General features: G+C 41.1%; 16 protein-coding genes. 6 read left to right on the top strand and 10 right to left on the bottom strand.

Annotated features, from left to right (window positions below):
• Positions 1 to 3: 3 nt before the first annotated feature.
• The 10 genes from E4K67_RS23750 to E4K67_RS23710 form a co-directional block, all read right to left on the bottom strand.
• Positions 4 to 1,311, bottom strand: a complete 1,308-nt coding sequence (locus E4K67_RS23750; RefSeq protein ID WP_243454597.1) for a homocysteine S-methyltransferase family protein — start codon at positions 1,309 to 1,311, stop codon at positions 4 to 6.
• A gap of 400 nt (positions 1,312 to 1,711) precedes the next feature.
• Complete coding sequence (locus E4K67_RS23745) at positions 1,712 to 1,957, bottom strand: ATP-binding cassette domain-containing protein (protein WP_420841583.1); 246 nt, start codon at positions 1,955 to 1,957, stop codon at positions 1,712 to 1,714.
• 184 nt (positions 1,958 to 2,141) lie between these two features.
• Positions 2,142 to 2,942, bottom strand: a complete 801-nt coding sequence (locus tag E4K67_RS23740) for a methyltetrahydrofolate cobalamin methyltransferase (protein WP_135551307.1) — start codon at positions 2,940 to 2,942, stop codon at positions 2,142 to 2,144.
• Positions 2,943 to 3,042: 100 nt separating this feature from the next.
• Positions 3,043 to 3,675, bottom strand: coding sequence for a cobalamin B12-binding domain-containing protein (locus tag E4K67_RS23735; RefSeq protein ID WP_135551305.1), 633 nt, complete (start codon positions 3,673 to 3,675; stop codon positions 3,043 to 3,045).
• A 109-nt stretch (positions 3,676 to 3,784) separates the two neighbouring features.
• Entirely contained in the window at positions 3,785 to 5,293 is a 1,509-nt protein-coding gene (gene caiT, locus E4K67_RS23730; protein ID WP_135551303.1) for an L-carnitine/gamma-butyrobetaine antiporter, read from the bottom strand.
• A 171-nt stretch (positions 5,294 to 5,464) separates the two neighbouring features.
• A complete protein-coding gene (locus E4K67_RS23725; RefSeq protein WP_135551301.1) occupies positions 5,465 to 6,871 on the bottom strand; it encodes a trimethylamine methyltransferase family protein in 1,407 nt (468 codons plus the stop codon).
• A gap of 262 nt (positions 6,872 to 7,133) precedes the next feature.
• Positions 7,134 to 8,597 (bottom strand): sigma-54 interaction domain-containing protein, encoded by a 1,464-nt coding sequence (locus tag E4K67_RS23720; protein ID WP_135551299.1) that lies wholly within the window; start codon positions 8,595 to 8,597, stop codon positions 7,134 to 7,136.
• A gap of 143 nt (positions 8,598 to 8,740) precedes the next feature.
• Positions 8,741 to 8,911 (bottom strand): hypothetical protein, encoded by a 171-nt coding sequence (locus E4K67_RS29920; protein ID WP_206752227.1) that lies wholly within the window; start codon positions 8,909 to 8,911, stop codon positions 8,741 to 8,743.
• Between the two features lie 218 nt (positions 8,912 to 9,129).
• The gene (locus E4K67_RS23715) at positions 9,130 to 9,861 is read right to left on the bottom strand and encodes a sulfite exporter TauE/SafE family protein (protein ID WP_135551297.1); all 732 of its coding nucleotides are present in this window, start codon (positions 9,859 to 9,861) and stop codon (positions 9,130 to 9,132) included.
• A 150-nt stretch (positions 9,862 to 10,011) separates the two neighbouring features.
• On the bottom strand, positions 10,012 to 10,344 hold the full coding sequence (locus E4K67_RS23710) for a PadR family transcriptional regulator (protein ID WP_135551295.1): 333 nt from the start codon (positions 10,342 to 10,344) through the stop codon (positions 10,012 to 10,014).
• A 313-nt stretch (positions 10,345 to 10,657) separates the two neighbouring features.
• Between E4K67_RS23710 and E4K67_RS23705 the strand changes: the two genes are divergently transcribed.
• From E4K67_RS23705 to E4K67_RS23680, 6 genes are all read left to right on the top strand, one after another.
• The gene (locus E4K67_RS23705) at positions 10,658 to 11,407 is read left to right on the top strand and encodes a sensor histidine kinase (protein WP_135551293.1); all 750 of its coding nucleotides are present in this window, start codon (positions 10,658 to 10,660) and stop codon (positions 11,405 to 11,407) included.
• Complete coding sequence (locus E4K67_RS23700) at positions 11,404 to 12,117, top strand: response regulator transcription factor (protein ID WP_135551291.1); 714 nt, start codon at positions 11,404 to 11,406, stop codon at positions 12,115 to 12,117. Before E4K67_RS23705 ends, E4K67_RS23700 begins: the two co-directional genes overlap by 4 nt.
• On the top strand, positions 12,110 to 13,474 hold the full coding sequence (locus tag E4K67_RS23695; RefSeq protein WP_135551289.1) for a hypothetical protein: 1,365 nt from the start codon (positions 12,110 to 12,112) through the stop codon (positions 13,472 to 13,474). The genes E4K67_RS23700 and E4K67_RS23695 overlap by 8 nt, the downstream gene beginning before the upstream one ends.
• Before the next feature lie 91 nt (positions 13,475 to 13,565).
• The gene (locus E4K67_RS23690; RefSeq protein WP_135551287.1) at positions 13,566 to 14,912 is read left to right on the top strand and encodes an APC family permease; all 1,347 of its coding nucleotides are present in this window, start codon (positions 13,566 to 13,568) and stop codon (positions 14,910 to 14,912) included.
• A 68-nt stretch (positions 14,913 to 14,980) separates the two neighbouring features.
• Complete coding sequence (locus tag E4K67_RS23685; RefSeq protein ID WP_135551285.1) at positions 14,981 to 15,868, top strand: acetamidase/formamidase family protein; 888 nt, start codon at positions 14,981 to 14,983, stop codon at positions 15,866 to 15,868.
• 27 nt (positions 15,869 to 15,895) lie between these two features.
• Positions 15,896 to 17,269, top strand: coding sequence for an APC family permease (locus tag E4K67_RS23680; RefSeq protein ID WP_135551283.1), 1,374 nt, complete (start codon positions 15,896 to 15,898; stop codon positions 17,267 to 17,269).
• The last annotated feature ends 63 nt before the right edge of the window (positions 17,270 to 17,332 follow it).

Raw genomic sequence — 17,332 nt, 5'->3', positions numbered from 1 at the left:
CAATCAGTTGGTTATAGGTTCCAACTCTTCATTAAGAATTAAGGCACCGTAGTGTTTTAATTGAGAAAGAGATATTTCCGTATTATCTGATAAAACTACTCCGACTTTTCCAGGATAATATCTTAAAAATTTATTGAGAATTTCAGTTGACGCAGACTTAATGATTAGTGGTTTTTTAATTACAAAGCTAATGTTGCTAGTAAATCCCGAGACGTCGAAAGGTTCATTCAGGTTAGCAAAATCTATTAAAAGGTAATCCATTTTTTCTGATTTATAGTCTCGTATCAAGTTGTAAAAATCACCGTTTTTTAACATCTCCACAGCATTATTTTCTTTAAGCGATAGTTTTTTAACCACGTATTCCTTGTCTTTAGAAAGTACAAGATGATTAAAGGCAGAGGTAATTGTCGAACTGGCTTTTAATTCTAAATCTGGAGTTTTGATCTTATCTAGTTCTTTCTTTATCGCGCTGATAAATTCTGGTGTCGTTCCACAACACCCACCAATAAGTCTTACTCCATTCTCTACAAATTCTTTTGTATATGAACTAAATTGTTCTGGTTTTTGTTCATATACTGCCTCTCCATTCACTAAATTAGGCATCCCAGCATTTGCTTTCACTGTAAGAGGAATTGATGTAACAGAATACATCTTTTTAATGGGCTCTATTAAACTATCTGGACCTCCTGAACAATTAGCACCCACGACTGCCACTCCTAATGATTGGCACACAATAGCACATACCTCTGCTGAGTTACCTGATAGCGTTCTACTATTTTCATTAAAGGTTATTGACGCAATAATCGGAAGCGTTGTAGTTTCTTTAGCAGCCAATATCGCTGCCCTTAATTCATTTAAATCTGAAAACGTTTCAAAATTAACAATATCTGCACCTGCATCTTCTATTGCCCTTAATTGCTCTTTAAAAATACTATAGGCTTTATCAAAACTTAAATCCCCTGCAGGTTCTAAAATCATACCAGTTGGACCCACTGAAGCGGCAACATAAATGTCATCACCTGCAATTTCTTTTGCTAATTTCACCCCTTCAAAGTTAAGTTGATAAGTTTTATCCCCTAAATTATGCATATCTAGTGTAATTCTATTGCCTGGAAACGTATTGCTTTGAATTACATCCGATCCTGCTTGTTTGTATAGATTATATAGATTCTTAACCTCATCTGGTTTTGATAAATTCCACGATTCTGAAGCTTCATTTCCTTTTAAACCTCTCCTTTGAAGCATAACACCTTTAGAACCATCATATAATAAAACCCTTTCATGGATGGCATCTAGAAAATTCTTCATCATTTCATCTCCTTTTGTGTTTATTATACTACACGAATGATTTCCTCCATAACCGCGAATTTTACGCCTTTTCCAGTTTTCTCAGCCCCTAAAACTGGCGAATTTACACGTTTTACCGTTAACTCTCCGATATCCATGGGTAGAACCAGTTGATATGCACTTCATTTTGATGTATAAACTGGCCGTGAAATGTTTGTTTGCACGACTTATATTTTACGGCAAAAGACGGCTTCTGGCATCTGCCAGTGAAAACTTAGCTTATTCTGTCGCATGTATCAATGAAATCCCCCACGGGGTAATAAAGTTCAATCAATACGAACGCAAGTAGCCTCTTCTTAAACAGGAAGAGGCTGCTTGCGTTCGTGAAGCTTATTTTTACGGATGAAGGGGAATGATTTCGGATCTAGCCAAATAACCCCAGTAAATATTGTTTTGTCTCTTCTTCCTGAGGTTTTGTAAACAATGCCTCTGTAGTGTTCGTTTCTATTAACCTCCCCCCCAGAAAAAAGGCTGTATAATCGGCAATTCTTTTCGCTTGCTGTAAATTATGAGTAACGATGACAATCGTGTACTGCTGGGACAGCTTCACGATAAGGTCTTCAATTAGTTTAGTATTATGGATATCCAGGGATGAACAAGGCTCATCCATTAATAACACCTCTGGCTCTACACATAAAGAACGAGTGATGCTGAGGCGTTGTTGTTGTGATCTCCGATAGCCACACTTAGATTTTTGATGGTTAGATGATCTTTCATCGGTTTCCTCTCATTCCTAGTACACTTGCCACACGTTGCCTTTCCGCCTCAAATGAATTTGCTTAAGACCTTACTTATTAAACTTCATATAACCCTTTACGATGAGCAGTTAAATAATTCATACAATAAGCGTCCTGACCCAATAATGCCAGCGAAGCATAAATAACTCCCATCATCTCTTTATCACTAGGATTAAGAATATAACCGTCCATCCCCAAAGTCATGGTCTGCACAACGAATAGCCTATTTAATACCTTACGGTTTGGTAGTCCATAGGAAACGTTGCTGAGACCACAAGTAAAATGCACGTCAGGGTATAATATTTTAATAAATTTTATGGACTCTAATACTTCGACACCCGCTTTTTCTACGGCACTAATCGGCTTAACCAGCGGGTCAAAGTAAATATTTTCGTCGGAAACGCCAGCTTTAGTAAGTTTTAGATAAAGGCTTTTAGCCACTCGTACACGATCCTCGCCAGTTTCCGGCATTCCAGTATCATCCATGCATAATGCTACAATTTTAGCATTGTATTTAACGACTAATGGTAAGATGCTATCAAAGCGTTCCTTCTCATCAGAAATGGAATTAATCATGGGTTGGCCATATTTAACAAGTCTTAAACCTGCCTCAATGACTTTGGGATCTGGGCTATCAATACTGAGCGGCACCTCAACCGCTTCCTGTACAGTTTTAACCAGCCATTCCATGATCTCAATCTCGTTATTAATCATAGTTCCACAGTTGACATCAATATAATTTGCTCCAGCTTCCAATTGTTCTCTAGCCACTTGTTGAATGTAATTTGCATCTTTCTTTTCTACTGCTTCTTTAATGGCTTTTCTGCTCGTATTTATAAGTTCTCCTATGATTAACATCTCTTAACCCTCTTTCTAAATATTTTTCAATAATATTGGCTTCAATTTTAAGAAGAGGGTTCAGGTAGTTATATTACTACCTGAACCCTACTTATATAGGTTAAACCGCAAGTCTCTCGCATAGTTCCTTGGCGGTCACAGCATCTGATGCATAACCGTCTGCACCAATTTGGTTGGCAAAATCTACAGATAAAGGAGCCCCACCCACAATAATTTTTAAGTTCTTGCGTAAACCTGCTTCAGTAAGTGCATCAATAGTATCCTTCATTGCAATCATAGTTGTCGTTAATAGAGCAGACATACCAATTACTTGTGGATTATATTGCTTTGCTGCCTCAACAAATCTTTCTACTGAGACATCAACGCCTAAATCTATTACCTTGAAGCCGCCGCTTTCTATTATCATTCCTACTAAGTTTTTTCCGATGTCGTGGAGGTCCCCTGCTACAGTTCCAATTAATACGGTTCCTTTAGAAGGAATATCAACATCATTAATTAAAGGTTTAACTAATTCCATTCCTACAGCCATGGCTCTTGCTGCCATCATTACTTCCGGCACATACATTTCCCCGGCTTTAAACTTAGGTGCTACGATATCCATACCTGCGATTAATCCTTGGCTGATGATTGCTAAAGGATCCGCACCATTATCGATAAGCTCCTTTGTGATTTGCCCTGCACCGCCAAAGTCTCCTCGTAAGACAGCATCTGCTAACTTAGTGAAATCGCTCATTATTATTTCCTCCCTATTTCTGTTAAATTGAAATGTCCTTTTATTCTTCCAATCATCGACATCTTCTGATGATTTCCTCAGATTTTCATCCCGGAACTTGAAAAATCAGTTAATCCCACTGTTTGGGTTCCTTCAAGAATCCATAAAATATTAGACCCATAATGATCATTGTCGGAAAAGATCCGACGGTAGCAGATGTCTGCAGTGGTTTAAGACCACCCAAAAACAATAGTGTCAGACTTAGACAGCCAAGAATAACAGCCCAGACTACCCTACTCAATTTTCCTGGCTCTTCTCCATACTTCAGGTCTTTGGACGAAACCATCGCCAAGGTATATGCCACACTATTAATGACGTTCGCTGTAGCGATGAAAATCAGAATCATGAAAATTGGCAGTATAATCACGCTCAAGGGTAGAGTACTCCAAATTTCAACGACAGCCCTTTGGGCTCCAAAATCGTTAAAGATTTTTGTTACGTCGATAACCTTATCATTAAAGACTTGGATACTGTAATTACCTAGCACAGCGAAATAGAGATAAGCACTTAGCACTCCCGAAAATGTAGCTCCCAAGGCAAATTCGCGAACTGTGCGACCTTTGGATATGCGCGCCAAATAAATGCCTGTACTGAGGGCAAAGGACATAAACCAGGCATAGAAGAAAATTGTCCAACCTTGTGGAAAACCGCCATTTAGGTGAGCATCCGTATATAGACTCATCCGCATAAAATTATTCGTAGAAATGCCTAAAGCATCGAAAAAATTGTTTAACATAAATGTAGTCGGACCAACAAGAATAACAAAAATTAACAGACCATATCCCAAATAAACCCGTACATTACTGAGAAAAGCAATACCCTTTTCCAGACCTGAATAAACTGATACCGTGAAAATGAGCGTCCAGATAATGATAATAGCAGCATCCAATCCCAGGGTATGTTGAATGCCGACCATCTTGGTAAGTAGTTCACTAATGATTGGAGTTCCTAAGCCAATAGAGGTACTTACCCCTGCTATAACTCCAATCATATAGAAGATATCAATCACTTTACCAATGGCTCCACTAGCATGTTTACCCAAGAAAGTTTCGCAGGCAGTACTTGGACGAAAAACCTCTTTCTTTTTAACAAAGAAGAAATAGCCAAAAACAACCCCAATTGCTACATAAAGTCCATATCCGCCAATTCCCCAGTTAAAGAGGCTATAAGCCAAGGACCAATCCCAGGCTTCGGGGGAAAAGGGCTTAAGCCCAAAAGGTGGTCCGGAAAGAAAATAATAAAATTCAATGCTGGACCAAAAAAAGATTGTGCCAGTGGTACCTGCCGTGAAGAGCATTCCCAACCAGGTCAAGGTACTGAATTCTGGCTTTTCGTCCCCAAATCTCTTGTTGGCATATTTGCCGAAAATGAAGTAGAGGATTAGCCCAATGTTAGCCAGTACAAAGATCTCATAAGCCCATCCAAGCTTCCCGGTTACTACTGCAAAAAGACTGTTTACCGCATCATTACCGGCTTTTGGATTTAGAACTATATAAGCACAAATCAAGACAATTACCAGCAGTGGGGGCCAAAACAACGTATAGTCAATTTTGGCTTGATTATTAGTTTTATCTTTCATATTTTTGCACCCTCTGTTCTGCATTTTTTTAGCAAGAACACACAATTACACCGACTACATTTATAAGCATTTCTCGATTCTTAGCCAGTATCAAATAACTTCTCATGCAACATCTCGTGGTGTGAAGACGGGTAAAAACATTTCTCTGTCCAAGCTATTATTTCTCAGATCCTATTGTTCTTTATATTTTCTTAATGCGACATCAACATCTTTGTCCAAAACAGGTTCTACGTATTCATCAAGCAGTTTCTTCCATCGGGCATTGGCTCTCTTTTCTGCAGTAAGAGCACCCTCCGCTTCCCACTGAGTGGGATTATTGCGATCGCTCAAGATTGGAGAGTAAAACTCTTTGCGGAAATGAGTAAATGTATGCACATGGGTGAGGAATTGGCCCTGAGGACCGACCTCCTTGGTGACATTGAACGCAAGGGTCTCTTCATTGACTACAACGCCCTGACCAATACGACGAATCATACCAATAATTTCATCGTCAATCATCATTTTTTCCAGTGAAACAGTGTTATAGGTATCGATGATACCAGCACTGTGAAGAATGAAATTGCCGCCGGCCATTTGGGCCATACTCAATGTAAGCATAGATTCGTAAGCCGCCTGAGCATCTGCACACTTGCTGTCGGAAAGAGCCCCGCTGATTCGGCAAGGAAGATTATAGAATTTGGCTAACTGACCATTGATAAGAGAAAATATCGCATCTTCCGGAGTACCAATGGCAAGAGAACCGTTGCGCATTTCGGCATTGGAAGAGGATGCGGAATAGATAACAGGTGTTCCTTCACTGACCAACTGGGCAAGAACGATACCCGCAAGAACTTCTGCATTCTGAAGGGCTACCGTACCAGCGATGGTGACAGGAGTCGTTGCACCAGCAATACAGAGTGAGTTCACTAACTGCGGCTGCCGATACTCTGCATAGGCAATAATAGCCCCTGCCATTTTGTCATCATAACTGAGCGGCGTTAATGTACACGGAATGCCTACTACAACAGGTTTTTCTTTTATTACTTCTAGGCCGCCAAAAACGATTGCAGCCATTTCAATGTTCCTTTTTGTCATCTCATAACCTAAAACAGTGGCCATCAAAGGTTTGTCACTGTATTTCAGTGTCTGATAAACCATCTCCAGACTACGAACCGCTGCATCCACGTCTTGAGGTTCACATGGAATGTGGCTCATAACGTCAATATTATCCATTTGATGTTGGAGTTTACAGAGGTTAATGAAATCATCCAATTTAGCAAAACGGCGTCCGTTGTCCATATCCATAATAAAGGGTGAACCATAAGGACCTACAAATGCTGTTTTCTGAGTGTTAATCAAAACATTCTTTTCGGGATTCCTGGCGTAAAGGGTAAAGGAAGAGGGGGCTTTTTTTATTTCTCTTTCCACCATACCTTTTGGAAAATAAACTCTTTGTCCCTCAACCTTGGCCCCTCCTCTCGACAGGATTTCCCGAGCTGGAGCATAACTAAAATTCACCCCCACCTCTTCCATGATCCGCAAGCTTGTCTCATGAATTTGTTCAATTTCATTTTGTGACAAAATCTGATACCTTTGCATGACTAAAACCTCCTAAATATTTTGATCAACTCCATAATATATAAGCAAGATTCATGCCATTAAGAAAACTCTGAAATTATGCTACAATTCTATACTTATGATAAAACAATTGACTAAAACAGTTTATATTTTAATAATATTGTCTATAATTGTTTAGACTTTTCTGTAAACGTTTAGGTATATCTAGAATCAAAATTTTTTAGTATTGGAATAACAAAAAAACCACTCATTAATATTAATGGGTGGTTGAAGAGATATCTTGCTATGTTATATTATATTTTTTAATCCTATAAATTAAAGACTGACGATGCATCCCTAATTGTTTAGCGGTCTTGGAAACATTCCCTTGATTCTCCATTAAAGCCTGAATGATCTCTTCTTTTTCTTTCTGAAAAATTGATGAAAATACACCGGTACTTTCCGGCTTAAGATATTTACGATGTCTATTTCTATTAAAAGAAGACTCTTTTTGGATGTAACCACCTGTGTTAACGTTATTTCCGGAAAGTAGATAAGCTGGTAAATACTTTATTTTGATTTTCAGATCTTGATCGGTAACTAAGTTCATTGCTGCTTCCAAACAATGCTTCAACTGGCGGACATTTCCGGGCCAAGAGAAATTTAAAAAGAAATGTAAAACTTCGTCATCAAGGCCAACGATATGTTTTTGGAATCTCTCATTATACAACTTGATATAATGAGAGATTAGTAAAAAAACATCACTTTTGCGACTAGCCAAGTTAGGGATCATAAGATTCACCACGGCCAAACGATAAAAAAGGTCTTCCCGAATCTGCTTTTTACTGATTGCATCCTGTGGGGAAACGTTACTACTGCTGATAATACGGGCATTGATCTTGATTCGCTCTTTACTCCCAAGATGTTGAATTTCTTTTTCCTCCAAAGCCCGAAGCAGTTTTGACTGAGAAAAGAGAGGCATGGAATTGATTTCGTCCAAAAACAATGTACCTCCTTCGGCCTCTTCAAAAAGGCCTTTCCGTTCCACTGCCCCGGTATAAATACCCTTGGAAGTACCAAAAAGAATGCTCTCCAGCAAGGTTTCCGGAATAGCTGCACAATTTATTGCCAGAAACGGGCCATCTCTCCTGTTACTATTTTGATGGATACAGCGCGCAAAGAGCTCTTTGCCGCTACCCGTTTCCCCGGTGAGAAGGACTGGGGAGTCGCTTCTTGCCGCCCTTATTGCCATTTCCTTGCATTCCTTGAAAAGAGGATGCTCTCCAATGAGATGGTCTATGCCTACAATATCTTGACCTTGGCGAGATTCCTCGGGATCATTCCGATTCGGCAAAAATATTTTCTTTTGTAGACTAATATTTTGTTCTATAACCTCCATTAACTGAGTCACATCTTTTTGGATAGTATATGCCCCCACTTTTTCACCGTTAATAAAAACAGGACGAGCATTACAAATCTGATAAGCCTCCCGACCATTAACAACATAACGAAAAGCTTTATCCACCACAGGTTTTTCCGTAGTTAATGCCAGTAACATCGGGCTGGTTCTCTCATCCAAGCCATAGGCCTCTCCTACAGTGCGGTTATAAAGCTCTTCGTTGGTATAACCATCCAGTCGCTCTGCCACTTTACTGATATAAAGCAGACGGCCATTAACATCGCAAAAGTATACAGATGCGTCAAGGGTTTCTAAAATGTCACAAAAAAACGGATATTTATTAATGAACTCTTTGAGCTTATTCTCCATACCTTCACCTCAATCCTATTATATTAGGTTTCAAAGGGTGGTTAGTATCCTAATCTATCTTTAATGTGCCGTTTAATTCCATGAATGTAAACGTTAATAAGAAGCAAGTCATTGAGAATTCAAACGCAAATTATAAAGGTCCACTAACTTCTTACCTCATAGCACTTTAATAAAATTCGATATACTTCCTTAATTCCCTCCAATTTAACTGGATAATTTTCGCAGGGGAAAGACACCTCAATTCCTGCCTCTTCACTTTTCTCCACCAACTCCTGGAGTTGCTTGCCATCGTGTTTTTCTCCCGATGTATCCATAGCTGCGGTTATAATCCTTCTTTCTCTAGATAATTTCGTTCTCAAAAAGTAAGTAACAAGAAAAAGGCCAGAGTTCCTATACGCTAAGGAAGTCTGGCCTTAGTTAATCGGGTTTGTGCTCCCCTTCTTTATAAAATCCACCATCTAATTAGGTGTATGCCTCGCCTCGAATCATCAATGAGAGATTAATCGGCACTTTATTTTTTCAGTTAGCTATATTATTTTACCAATACGCTTACAACACTAACTACACCACAAAAAAATATAATGATTAAGGTCAGCCATCTGAAAAATTTCGGACTCACTTTTGCAAAAGACTTTTCCCCCAACCATCCACCAACTAAAACTCCAGGAATTGCATATATAAGATTTGAAAATATACCTATATCTAATGTATCCATGCAATACATTATAACTAGAGTTGCAATATTACCGTAGCAAAAAAAACGGACGAGATTTGCACGAAAAGCTTCCTTATCTTGGTGCTGATTCATCAAAAAAAGCGCAACTGGTGGCCCGCCTAAGCTCGTTGAACCTCCCATAAAACCGCTGACGATACCAACTAAAATTGTCGCCAATTTTTCATTTTTAATAGTCATAACATAATTTGAGGCCATAAAAAATGCTACTAATATAATCAAAATTCCAATACAAAGCTTTAGAATCGAAGGGTCTATAACCTTTAGTATATATACTCCAGGTACAATTCCAAATAGACTTGCCGCAAACAATGGCCATATCACTTTTGGATCTGACCGTCCTCTGGTCTTAATGATAACCATAAGATTCAGTAATAAACCGCAAATAGTTATCAAGCTAATAACCTGCCACGGTTCCATAAATAACAGTAGCAGCGGAGTACCAACAATTGCAAAACCGAATCCAGTAATTGACTGTATCATCGATGAGAAGAAGATAATTATAACTATACTAATTGCTAAAATGTCCATTGATTTACTCCATTTTGATATTTTCGCCTTCAGCTTTCAGAATTCCAGTGATGCTCTCTTAAACTTCCGTCTTGCAGTTTGCCTATAAGGCATCCTACTTTTTTCATTGCTTAATTGTTCAATTTTCCATTTACATTTCCAAACTACACTTTAACATTGTTTCATCTCCCTTCCTTCATCCATCTTCTTCGCATTCTCTACAAGTTCATTTAATCTATTAACTTCCTGCTCAAATATTTCCCTGCCAATTTTAGTTAGTAAATATTCCTTTTTCTTTCTAGATTCTTTATCCTCACTGAATAAACTTATCCAACCTTTCGTAAGCATAGTGTTAATGGCGCCATACAAGGTCCCCGGGCCTAATACCACCCTGCCACCTGTCATTTCATTTATATCCTGAATTATTCCATATCCGTGGTTTGGTGTTCGTACCGCCAACAATATATAAAATAATGCTTCGGTCAAAGGTGAACAATTATCCAAATTAATCAACCTCCGATATATCGTTGACAGATATACAAGATGTATCACTATCCGATATATCTGTCAACGATTTATTATAAAATAATAGCGAAACGCAACGATATCCCCCCCAAAGCCTAATAACCGATTCTCTTGATTACACCTTAACTTTTGCGACTAATCCTTGGAATCTAGCCCGCTCAAGCAGGACTTCAAACAGCAGTATTGAATACTAAAGCAATTAGCAGTGTCTTAGGGGAACCAATGCAGACTACAAAAAGAGTGTTTCTAATGATATTAAGTCCCCTCGGGCTGATAGGATTGGGTGAAAGACATGATTTCTTATAATTTCTTCTCTCTGTCCCTCATGGCGGGCACACTCTTACCGGTGGCCGGTTTTGTCATTATCCTACTTTTATCCTTCTTAGAAAGGGAAGTTAATATTTTAGAAATTGAAAACAAACGAGTGTGTCTCGAGCATGACTTACAGCAAAGCCAATTTATGCAACTCAACCAACAGATCCAGCCGCATTTTTTGTTTAATACGTTAAATGCCATTACCAGTCTGGGAAGATTAGGCCGCTTAGAGGACTCGGTCAAAGCCGTGGAAAATCTGTCTCTTTTTCTAAGATACAACTATATGGAAAAGGAACCGCTGGTGACCTTTGAAAAAGAGTTGCAGCATACGGAAAACTATCTCCGCATTCAAAAGACTCGCTTTGGAGAAAAGCTTCAAACCGTGATCGAAATCGACTCCAAAGCCAGAGATACTCTCCTTCCGCCCTACACCCTGCAAACCTTGGTTGAAAACGCCTTTAAGCATGGCTTGGACAAAAAGACAGGCCAAAAAATTCTAAAAATATCCTTGCATCGGCAAGGTAACTGGGCCTCCCTGGTCGTTATAGACAACGGCCCAGAACTCAGAATTGAGGATTCTTTCCCCTCTAAAGGTATCGGCTTGGAAAATCTTCGTAAACGCTTAGAAATCACCTTTGATATGAGGACAGAACTGAAGATTCAAAGAAACGATGAAATGACGGAGGCCAGAATAGACTGGCCCTACACTCCGGAGGTAAAATTATGAAGCTTTTAGTAGTCGATGATGAACCCTTAGAACTGGAACAGCTCGCTCACATGATAAAACAGAAATGGCCGGTCTGGGAGATCCATTGTGCAGAAGAAACTTCCCAAGCTCTCAAACTATCCCGAGAAAATAAGTTTGTGCTGGCTTTTATTGATATCCATTTACCCGGCATCTCAGGTTTAGAACTGATTGAAACCCTGAAGCGGGAAAATCCCGATTTGAGCTTTGTGATTACAACCGCCTATCAGGACTTTGCCTATGCGCAAAAATCGATCAAATTAGGAGTGGTCGATTATTTAGTCAAACCCATTATTGCCGGCGAATTAGACGAGGCGATCAAGAAGTTCATTGAACGCAGTGGGTATTCCCCGTCTAAAACGGTCGTCATTGAACAAGTTCTAGATATCATCAGCCGGGATTTCAGTCAAAAGATCAGCTTGGAAAGCCTGGCCGAAACCGTACATGTTAGCCCAACCTATTTAAGCAAGAAATTCTCGGACGAAATGGAGCTCAGTATTCCTTCCTATATTATGAAATACCGAATTGAAAAGGCCAAATCTCTACTTCTTAAACACCCTGATTATAGTATGGCTTTAATCGCTGATGTCGTTGGTTTTCACAGTCAAAACTACTTTAACAGCATTTTTAAAAAATACGAGGGTTTAACCCCCAGTAAGTATAAAGAACTTAAGAGCGGTCGTTATGATTAATTGGTACATCCCCTTATATCTAGGGGTAATCCTGATTCTTTTTTTGTTCCCCCATATCGGATCATTCCCCAATCTGCAGGTCTACTCCGAAGGACGCTCCGGCTTTGGAGGGTTGAGCACTGGTACCAACCTCTTGCTATCGCGCCTCATTTCCGGGGATCTCCTGGCCTTCGCCATTATCTATGCTCTCCTCTTCGGGGTTATGGGTGGCCTAGCGTTCGCTTTCACGGTCTTGGCCAGTCTCCTTATTTATGTCCTAATCGTTTACAAACTCCGTAAAAAGAAGGCCTGTCAAAGTATCCATGATTTATTAAGAGAACAATCCGACCCCTATAGCTACAAATATCATTTACTGGTTTTATGCGCAATTAATTTAGGGAACATGCTCCTGCAGTTGGTCGCCTTAAACTATTTACTTGGTCCCTATTTTCTGCAAGCAAGTTATCAGATCATCTTCTTTATAGTTGTCTTTTCGTTTATCTATTCGGGACTAGGAGGGTTTGAGGCCTTGAATAAGGGAGCCAAACCTCAGATGATCATTGTCTTTTTCACAACTGCCCTGATCACGGTTTCCGTCTTCTTAGAAAAAGGCCTCTCTACCACCTACCAAGATCTTGTCATAATCCCACTTAACCCGATCAGTTTTTCAGAATGGACGATAATTCTCCTGACTGGAATTATCATCCTGACCTCCCAGTATCTCCTGGACCATTCCCTCTGGCACTGCGTCTATCGACTTAAGCCACAACGGCAGTATTCCATCCTTTTAATTGCGATATTTTGTGTCTTCGCTATATCCATGGGTTACTCATCTATCACTATTTACGGCATGTCCCAAACAATACTGACCGGAAATAACATCCTGCAAGTCTTGGAGAGAAATAAGTCGATTATTTTACTCAATTTATATATCCTGACTGTCTTCATCGCCGTCTCATCTTCGTATGCTCTCAATCTTTTCAGTACTGTCTTACTCTATTTCAAATTCCGGGAGACTGATCACCCCGTTAAAGAAACGAGCCCGATTAAGCAAGGGTATATTTTTTCGTTCTTAATCAACCTTCTCGTCGCAGCTTTTTTTCTACTCCTGCTTCACAATTCCCTGATCGAGGTAATCTCTGTCTTAGGTATTGTTTATGCCTCCCTGATCGTCCCCTATCTGATAACGCTTTTCCGAACCTCTCCTCCGCTGAGATTTGTTGCTTATAGCGGCGTGATTCCCTTAATCTGCGGGGTCTTCATCTATCTAAGGTTTGGGTACTTTTACACGCCTATCCTCTGTCTAGGCTTGAGTGTTGTCTTACAAGTGATCATCAGCTTACTGAGAAAAATGCAGGAAATTATAAAAACTGGGTAAATATTTGTAAAAGTAATGCTGCGCCAACTGATATAATACAGTTCAAGCAGCATTGTATCGTTATGTAATAATTTCTTGAGGTGAAAGTACAATGCAGCATTCAGGGTATCAAGAGGAACTTAAACGTTCGTTAACGCTTGGGGACTTATTAATCTACGGGGTCATCTTCATGGTGCCGATTGCCCCCTTTGGAATTTTCGGCTATGTGGCCAGCAGTTCCAAAGGCCTGGTTCCTCTGGTTTACCTGATCGGGATGACCGGAATGCTGTTCACGGCTTTGAGCTATGCCCGTCTGGCAGAAGTCTTCCCTGTTGCCGGGTCCGTTTACTCCTACGCCCAGCGGGGAATTAACGAGCATATCGGCTTTTTTGCCGGTTGGCTTATTCTGCTTGACTATATTCTGATCCCCCCGCTGCTTTATTTAGTGAGTGCAACCGCTTTACATACCATGCTTCCGATTATACCTAAGGTAGCTTGGTTAATTGTATTCGTCCTTATCAATACAGTCATTAACATATTAGGCATTGAGATTACGGCTAAAACCAATAAAGTCATTGTCGCCGTGGAGATTAGCGTTCTTTTAATTTTTCTTTTGGTTGGCTTTACTGCAGTAAATGTTCATATAAACGGAGCCCATTTTTCTCTTATGCCTTTCATCGCTAAGGAGGAGTTCGACCTCTCCCTGCTGATGAATGCTGCCTCGATTGCCGTGCTCAGCTTCCTCGGCTTTGACTCCATCTCCACTCTCACCGAAGAAGTAAAAGGGGAACGAACCGCTGCCGGTAAAATCGTGGGAAAGGCAATTATCCTGACCATTCCAATCATCGGGAGTCTGTTTATCCTTCAGACTTGGGTGGCATCCTTGATTGTTCCTGACTATACTTCATTTCAGGATTTAAGCGGTGCCTTCTATGAGATTGCCCAAATCGCGGGAGGAAACTGGCTAAGAGGGCTATGTAGTGTCGCTACAGCCTTGGCCTGGGGTATTGCCAACGCCCTTGTTGCCCAAGCAGCGATCTCCAGGATCCTCTTCAGTATGGCTCGCGACCGTAAATTGCCTGCTATTCTTGCTCTAATCCATCCCAAGTATAAAACTCCGTATGTCAGCACGCTCCTCGTAGCCTTTATTACCCTAGTTATCATGATGGCCGGAATTAGAATCGACGACTTGGCGTCCCTGATCAACTTTGGTGCATTATCCGCTTTCCTTATCCTCCATGTAACCGTTATTAATCATTTTATTATCCGGAAGAAGAGTCGAAATTATTTTAACCATCTTTTTCTTCCCATTGTTGGTCTCTTGATTATCGGGTATGTGTGGATGAGCCTAGGATTTTTGGCCAGAGAACTGGGGTTTGTCTGGATAAGTATAGGCCTGTTTTATATGATCATCATGAAGCTCTTGGGTAAGAAAGGTTTCAAATCCGAGGACTATTGAGGCTGTACATTAAAGACCAGTATCTGTATTAGTATCTGTATGCCTAAGATTAAAAAGGAGGAATCGGTATGTTCATCTCTAAGGACACGCATTTCTTTGCCTTGGACAAAACTAACTTACCTGTTGCTCAAGTCAGTTTACCTTGTGAGCTTACGTTTGAAACGCTTGACTGCTTTAGCGAGCAGATTAATCACCCTGAGGATACCCTGGAAATTCTCGATTTTGAGCGCGTCAATCCTGCTACAGGTCCCGTTTTTCTGAACGGAATAAAGGCCGGGGATGTCATCTCGGTAACCATTAAAGCGATTCGGGTCAAAACACCGGGTAAAATGGTAGCCGCCCCAGATGCCGGTGTTCTGGGCAGCCTGATCAAAAAATCAGAAACCCTCATCATCCCGATCGAAGGAGACATCGCTTACTTTAAAGAGTTACAATTGCCCCTGACTCCCATGATCGGGGTCATTGGGATTGCTCCGGATGGAGTCGGTATACCCTGTGGAACTCCGGGAAGTCATGGTGGAAACATGGATTGTACCCTGATCAAACCGGGCTCTATCCTCTATCTGCCGGTCCAGGTAGACGGCGGTCTGTTGGCCCTTGGAGATTTGCATGCCGTTATGGGAGACGGGGAAATTATGGTTTCAGGCGTCGAAGTCTCCGGCGAAGTGGATGTAACCATCCGTAAGGTCGATAACCTGGAAATCAGCAATCCGGTAGTACAGACAGAAGAGGAACTAGCCTTTATTGCTTCGGCTCTAACCCTCGATCAGGCTATCGAAACAGCTACCTTCGAGATGGCCCAATTCCTGACCGGGAGAAGTTCTCTCAGTCTGAACGAAGCCGGCATGTTGATGAGTGCCTGTGGTAACGCTCAGATCTGTCAAATCGTTGATCCGCTAAAGACTGCTAGATTTTCTATGCCCCTCAGTGTTCTACATGAACTTAAAATTATTTAATTTCTTTAGAAAGGAAGGTTTTTATTAATGCCAAATAAAGAGATTACCCCGACCGATACAAGCCTAGAGGAATTTGGATATAAGCAAGAGCTTAAAAGGGCTCTCACTTTTAAGGACCTACTCTTCTATGGAATGGTTTTCATGGTTCCTATTGCCCCTATGGGTATTTACGGATATGTGACCGATGTCTCTAACGGGATGGCCCCCCTGGCGTATATCATTGGAATTATAGCCATGATTTTCACAGCCCTAAGCTATTCCAGAATGTCGAGTGCCTTTCCGATGGCCGGTTCGGTTTACTCCTATGCTTCCCGGGGGATCAACCCCTATGTAGGCTTTTTTGCCGGTTGGTCCTTACTGCTGGACTACATTCTTACCCCTGCCTTGGTTTACCTGGTTGCCGGTTATGCTCTGCAGGAAATCTTACCCATCCTGCCTTATTGGGGCTGGATTGCCCTCTTTGTCATTATCAACACCGTGGTAAACTTTCGCGGGATTGAACTGACCGCTAAAACTAATATCGGACTGCTGATCTTCGAACTATTCGTCCTGATTGTTTTTGTAGTGATGGCCTTTGTAGCGGTTTTAAAAGGTGCCGGACAGGGAGCTTTCACCTTGGACCCTATTTGGAAACCGGAAGGCTTCAACATGGATATGGTCATGGCGGCTACTTCCCTGGCGGTCTTAAGTTTTCTGGGCTTTGACGCGATCAGTACCCTAGCTGAAGAAGCCAAAGAGCCTCAGAAGATCGTCGGCAAAGCTACTGTAACGGCCTTGTTTCTCGTCGGAGGACTCTTCGTCCTCCAAACTTACTTGGCTGGACTGCTCTGGCCAGATCACACCACCTTCCAAAACCCCGACACTGCATTCTATGCGGTGGCTCAAGTAGCCGGAGGAAACTGGCTCAGAATTCTAGTTGCTCTGGGAACAGCCGTGGCTTGGGGTATCGGTGACGGACTCGTGTCTCAAGCCGCCATCTCCCGTCTGCTCTACAGCATGTCCCGTGATAAGATGATGCCTGCCTTCCTGGGTAAAATTCATCCCAAGTACCAAACTCCTTATATGAGCACGATATTTGTAGCTTTTATCGCTATTGCCATTGGTGCACTTCTTAGCATGGATCTCCTGACCTCTATGGTTAACTTCGGAGCACTGACCGGTTTCATGTTTCTGCATGTTTCCGTCGTATCCCACTACGTGATCAGGAGCAAGAAAAGAGATTTGGCTTCCTTGTTCAAATACCTTCTTCTGCCGGCCATTGGGTTCATTATTATCTTCTATGTCTGGATGAGTCTTCAGCCCCAAGCTAAAATTGTCGGCTTCAGTTGGCTTACTCTAGGCTTTATCTACACAGCCTATAAAACTAAGTTCTTTAAAGAAAAACCGCCAGCCTTTAAATAAACTACTATACTTTAACCATTAGTACAAACAACAAGGCTGGAGGGTATCTAATCCCTTCAGCCT

Origin of the sequence: Desulfosporosinus fructosivorans (genome assembly GCF_004766045.1) — a bacterium.
Classification (GTDB): Bacteria; Bacillota; Desulfitobacteriia; order Desulfitobacteriales; family Desulfitobacteriaceae; genus Desulfosporosinus; species Desulfosporosinus fructosivorans.
This window is presented reverse-complemented; position numbering and strand designations above follow the sequence as displayed.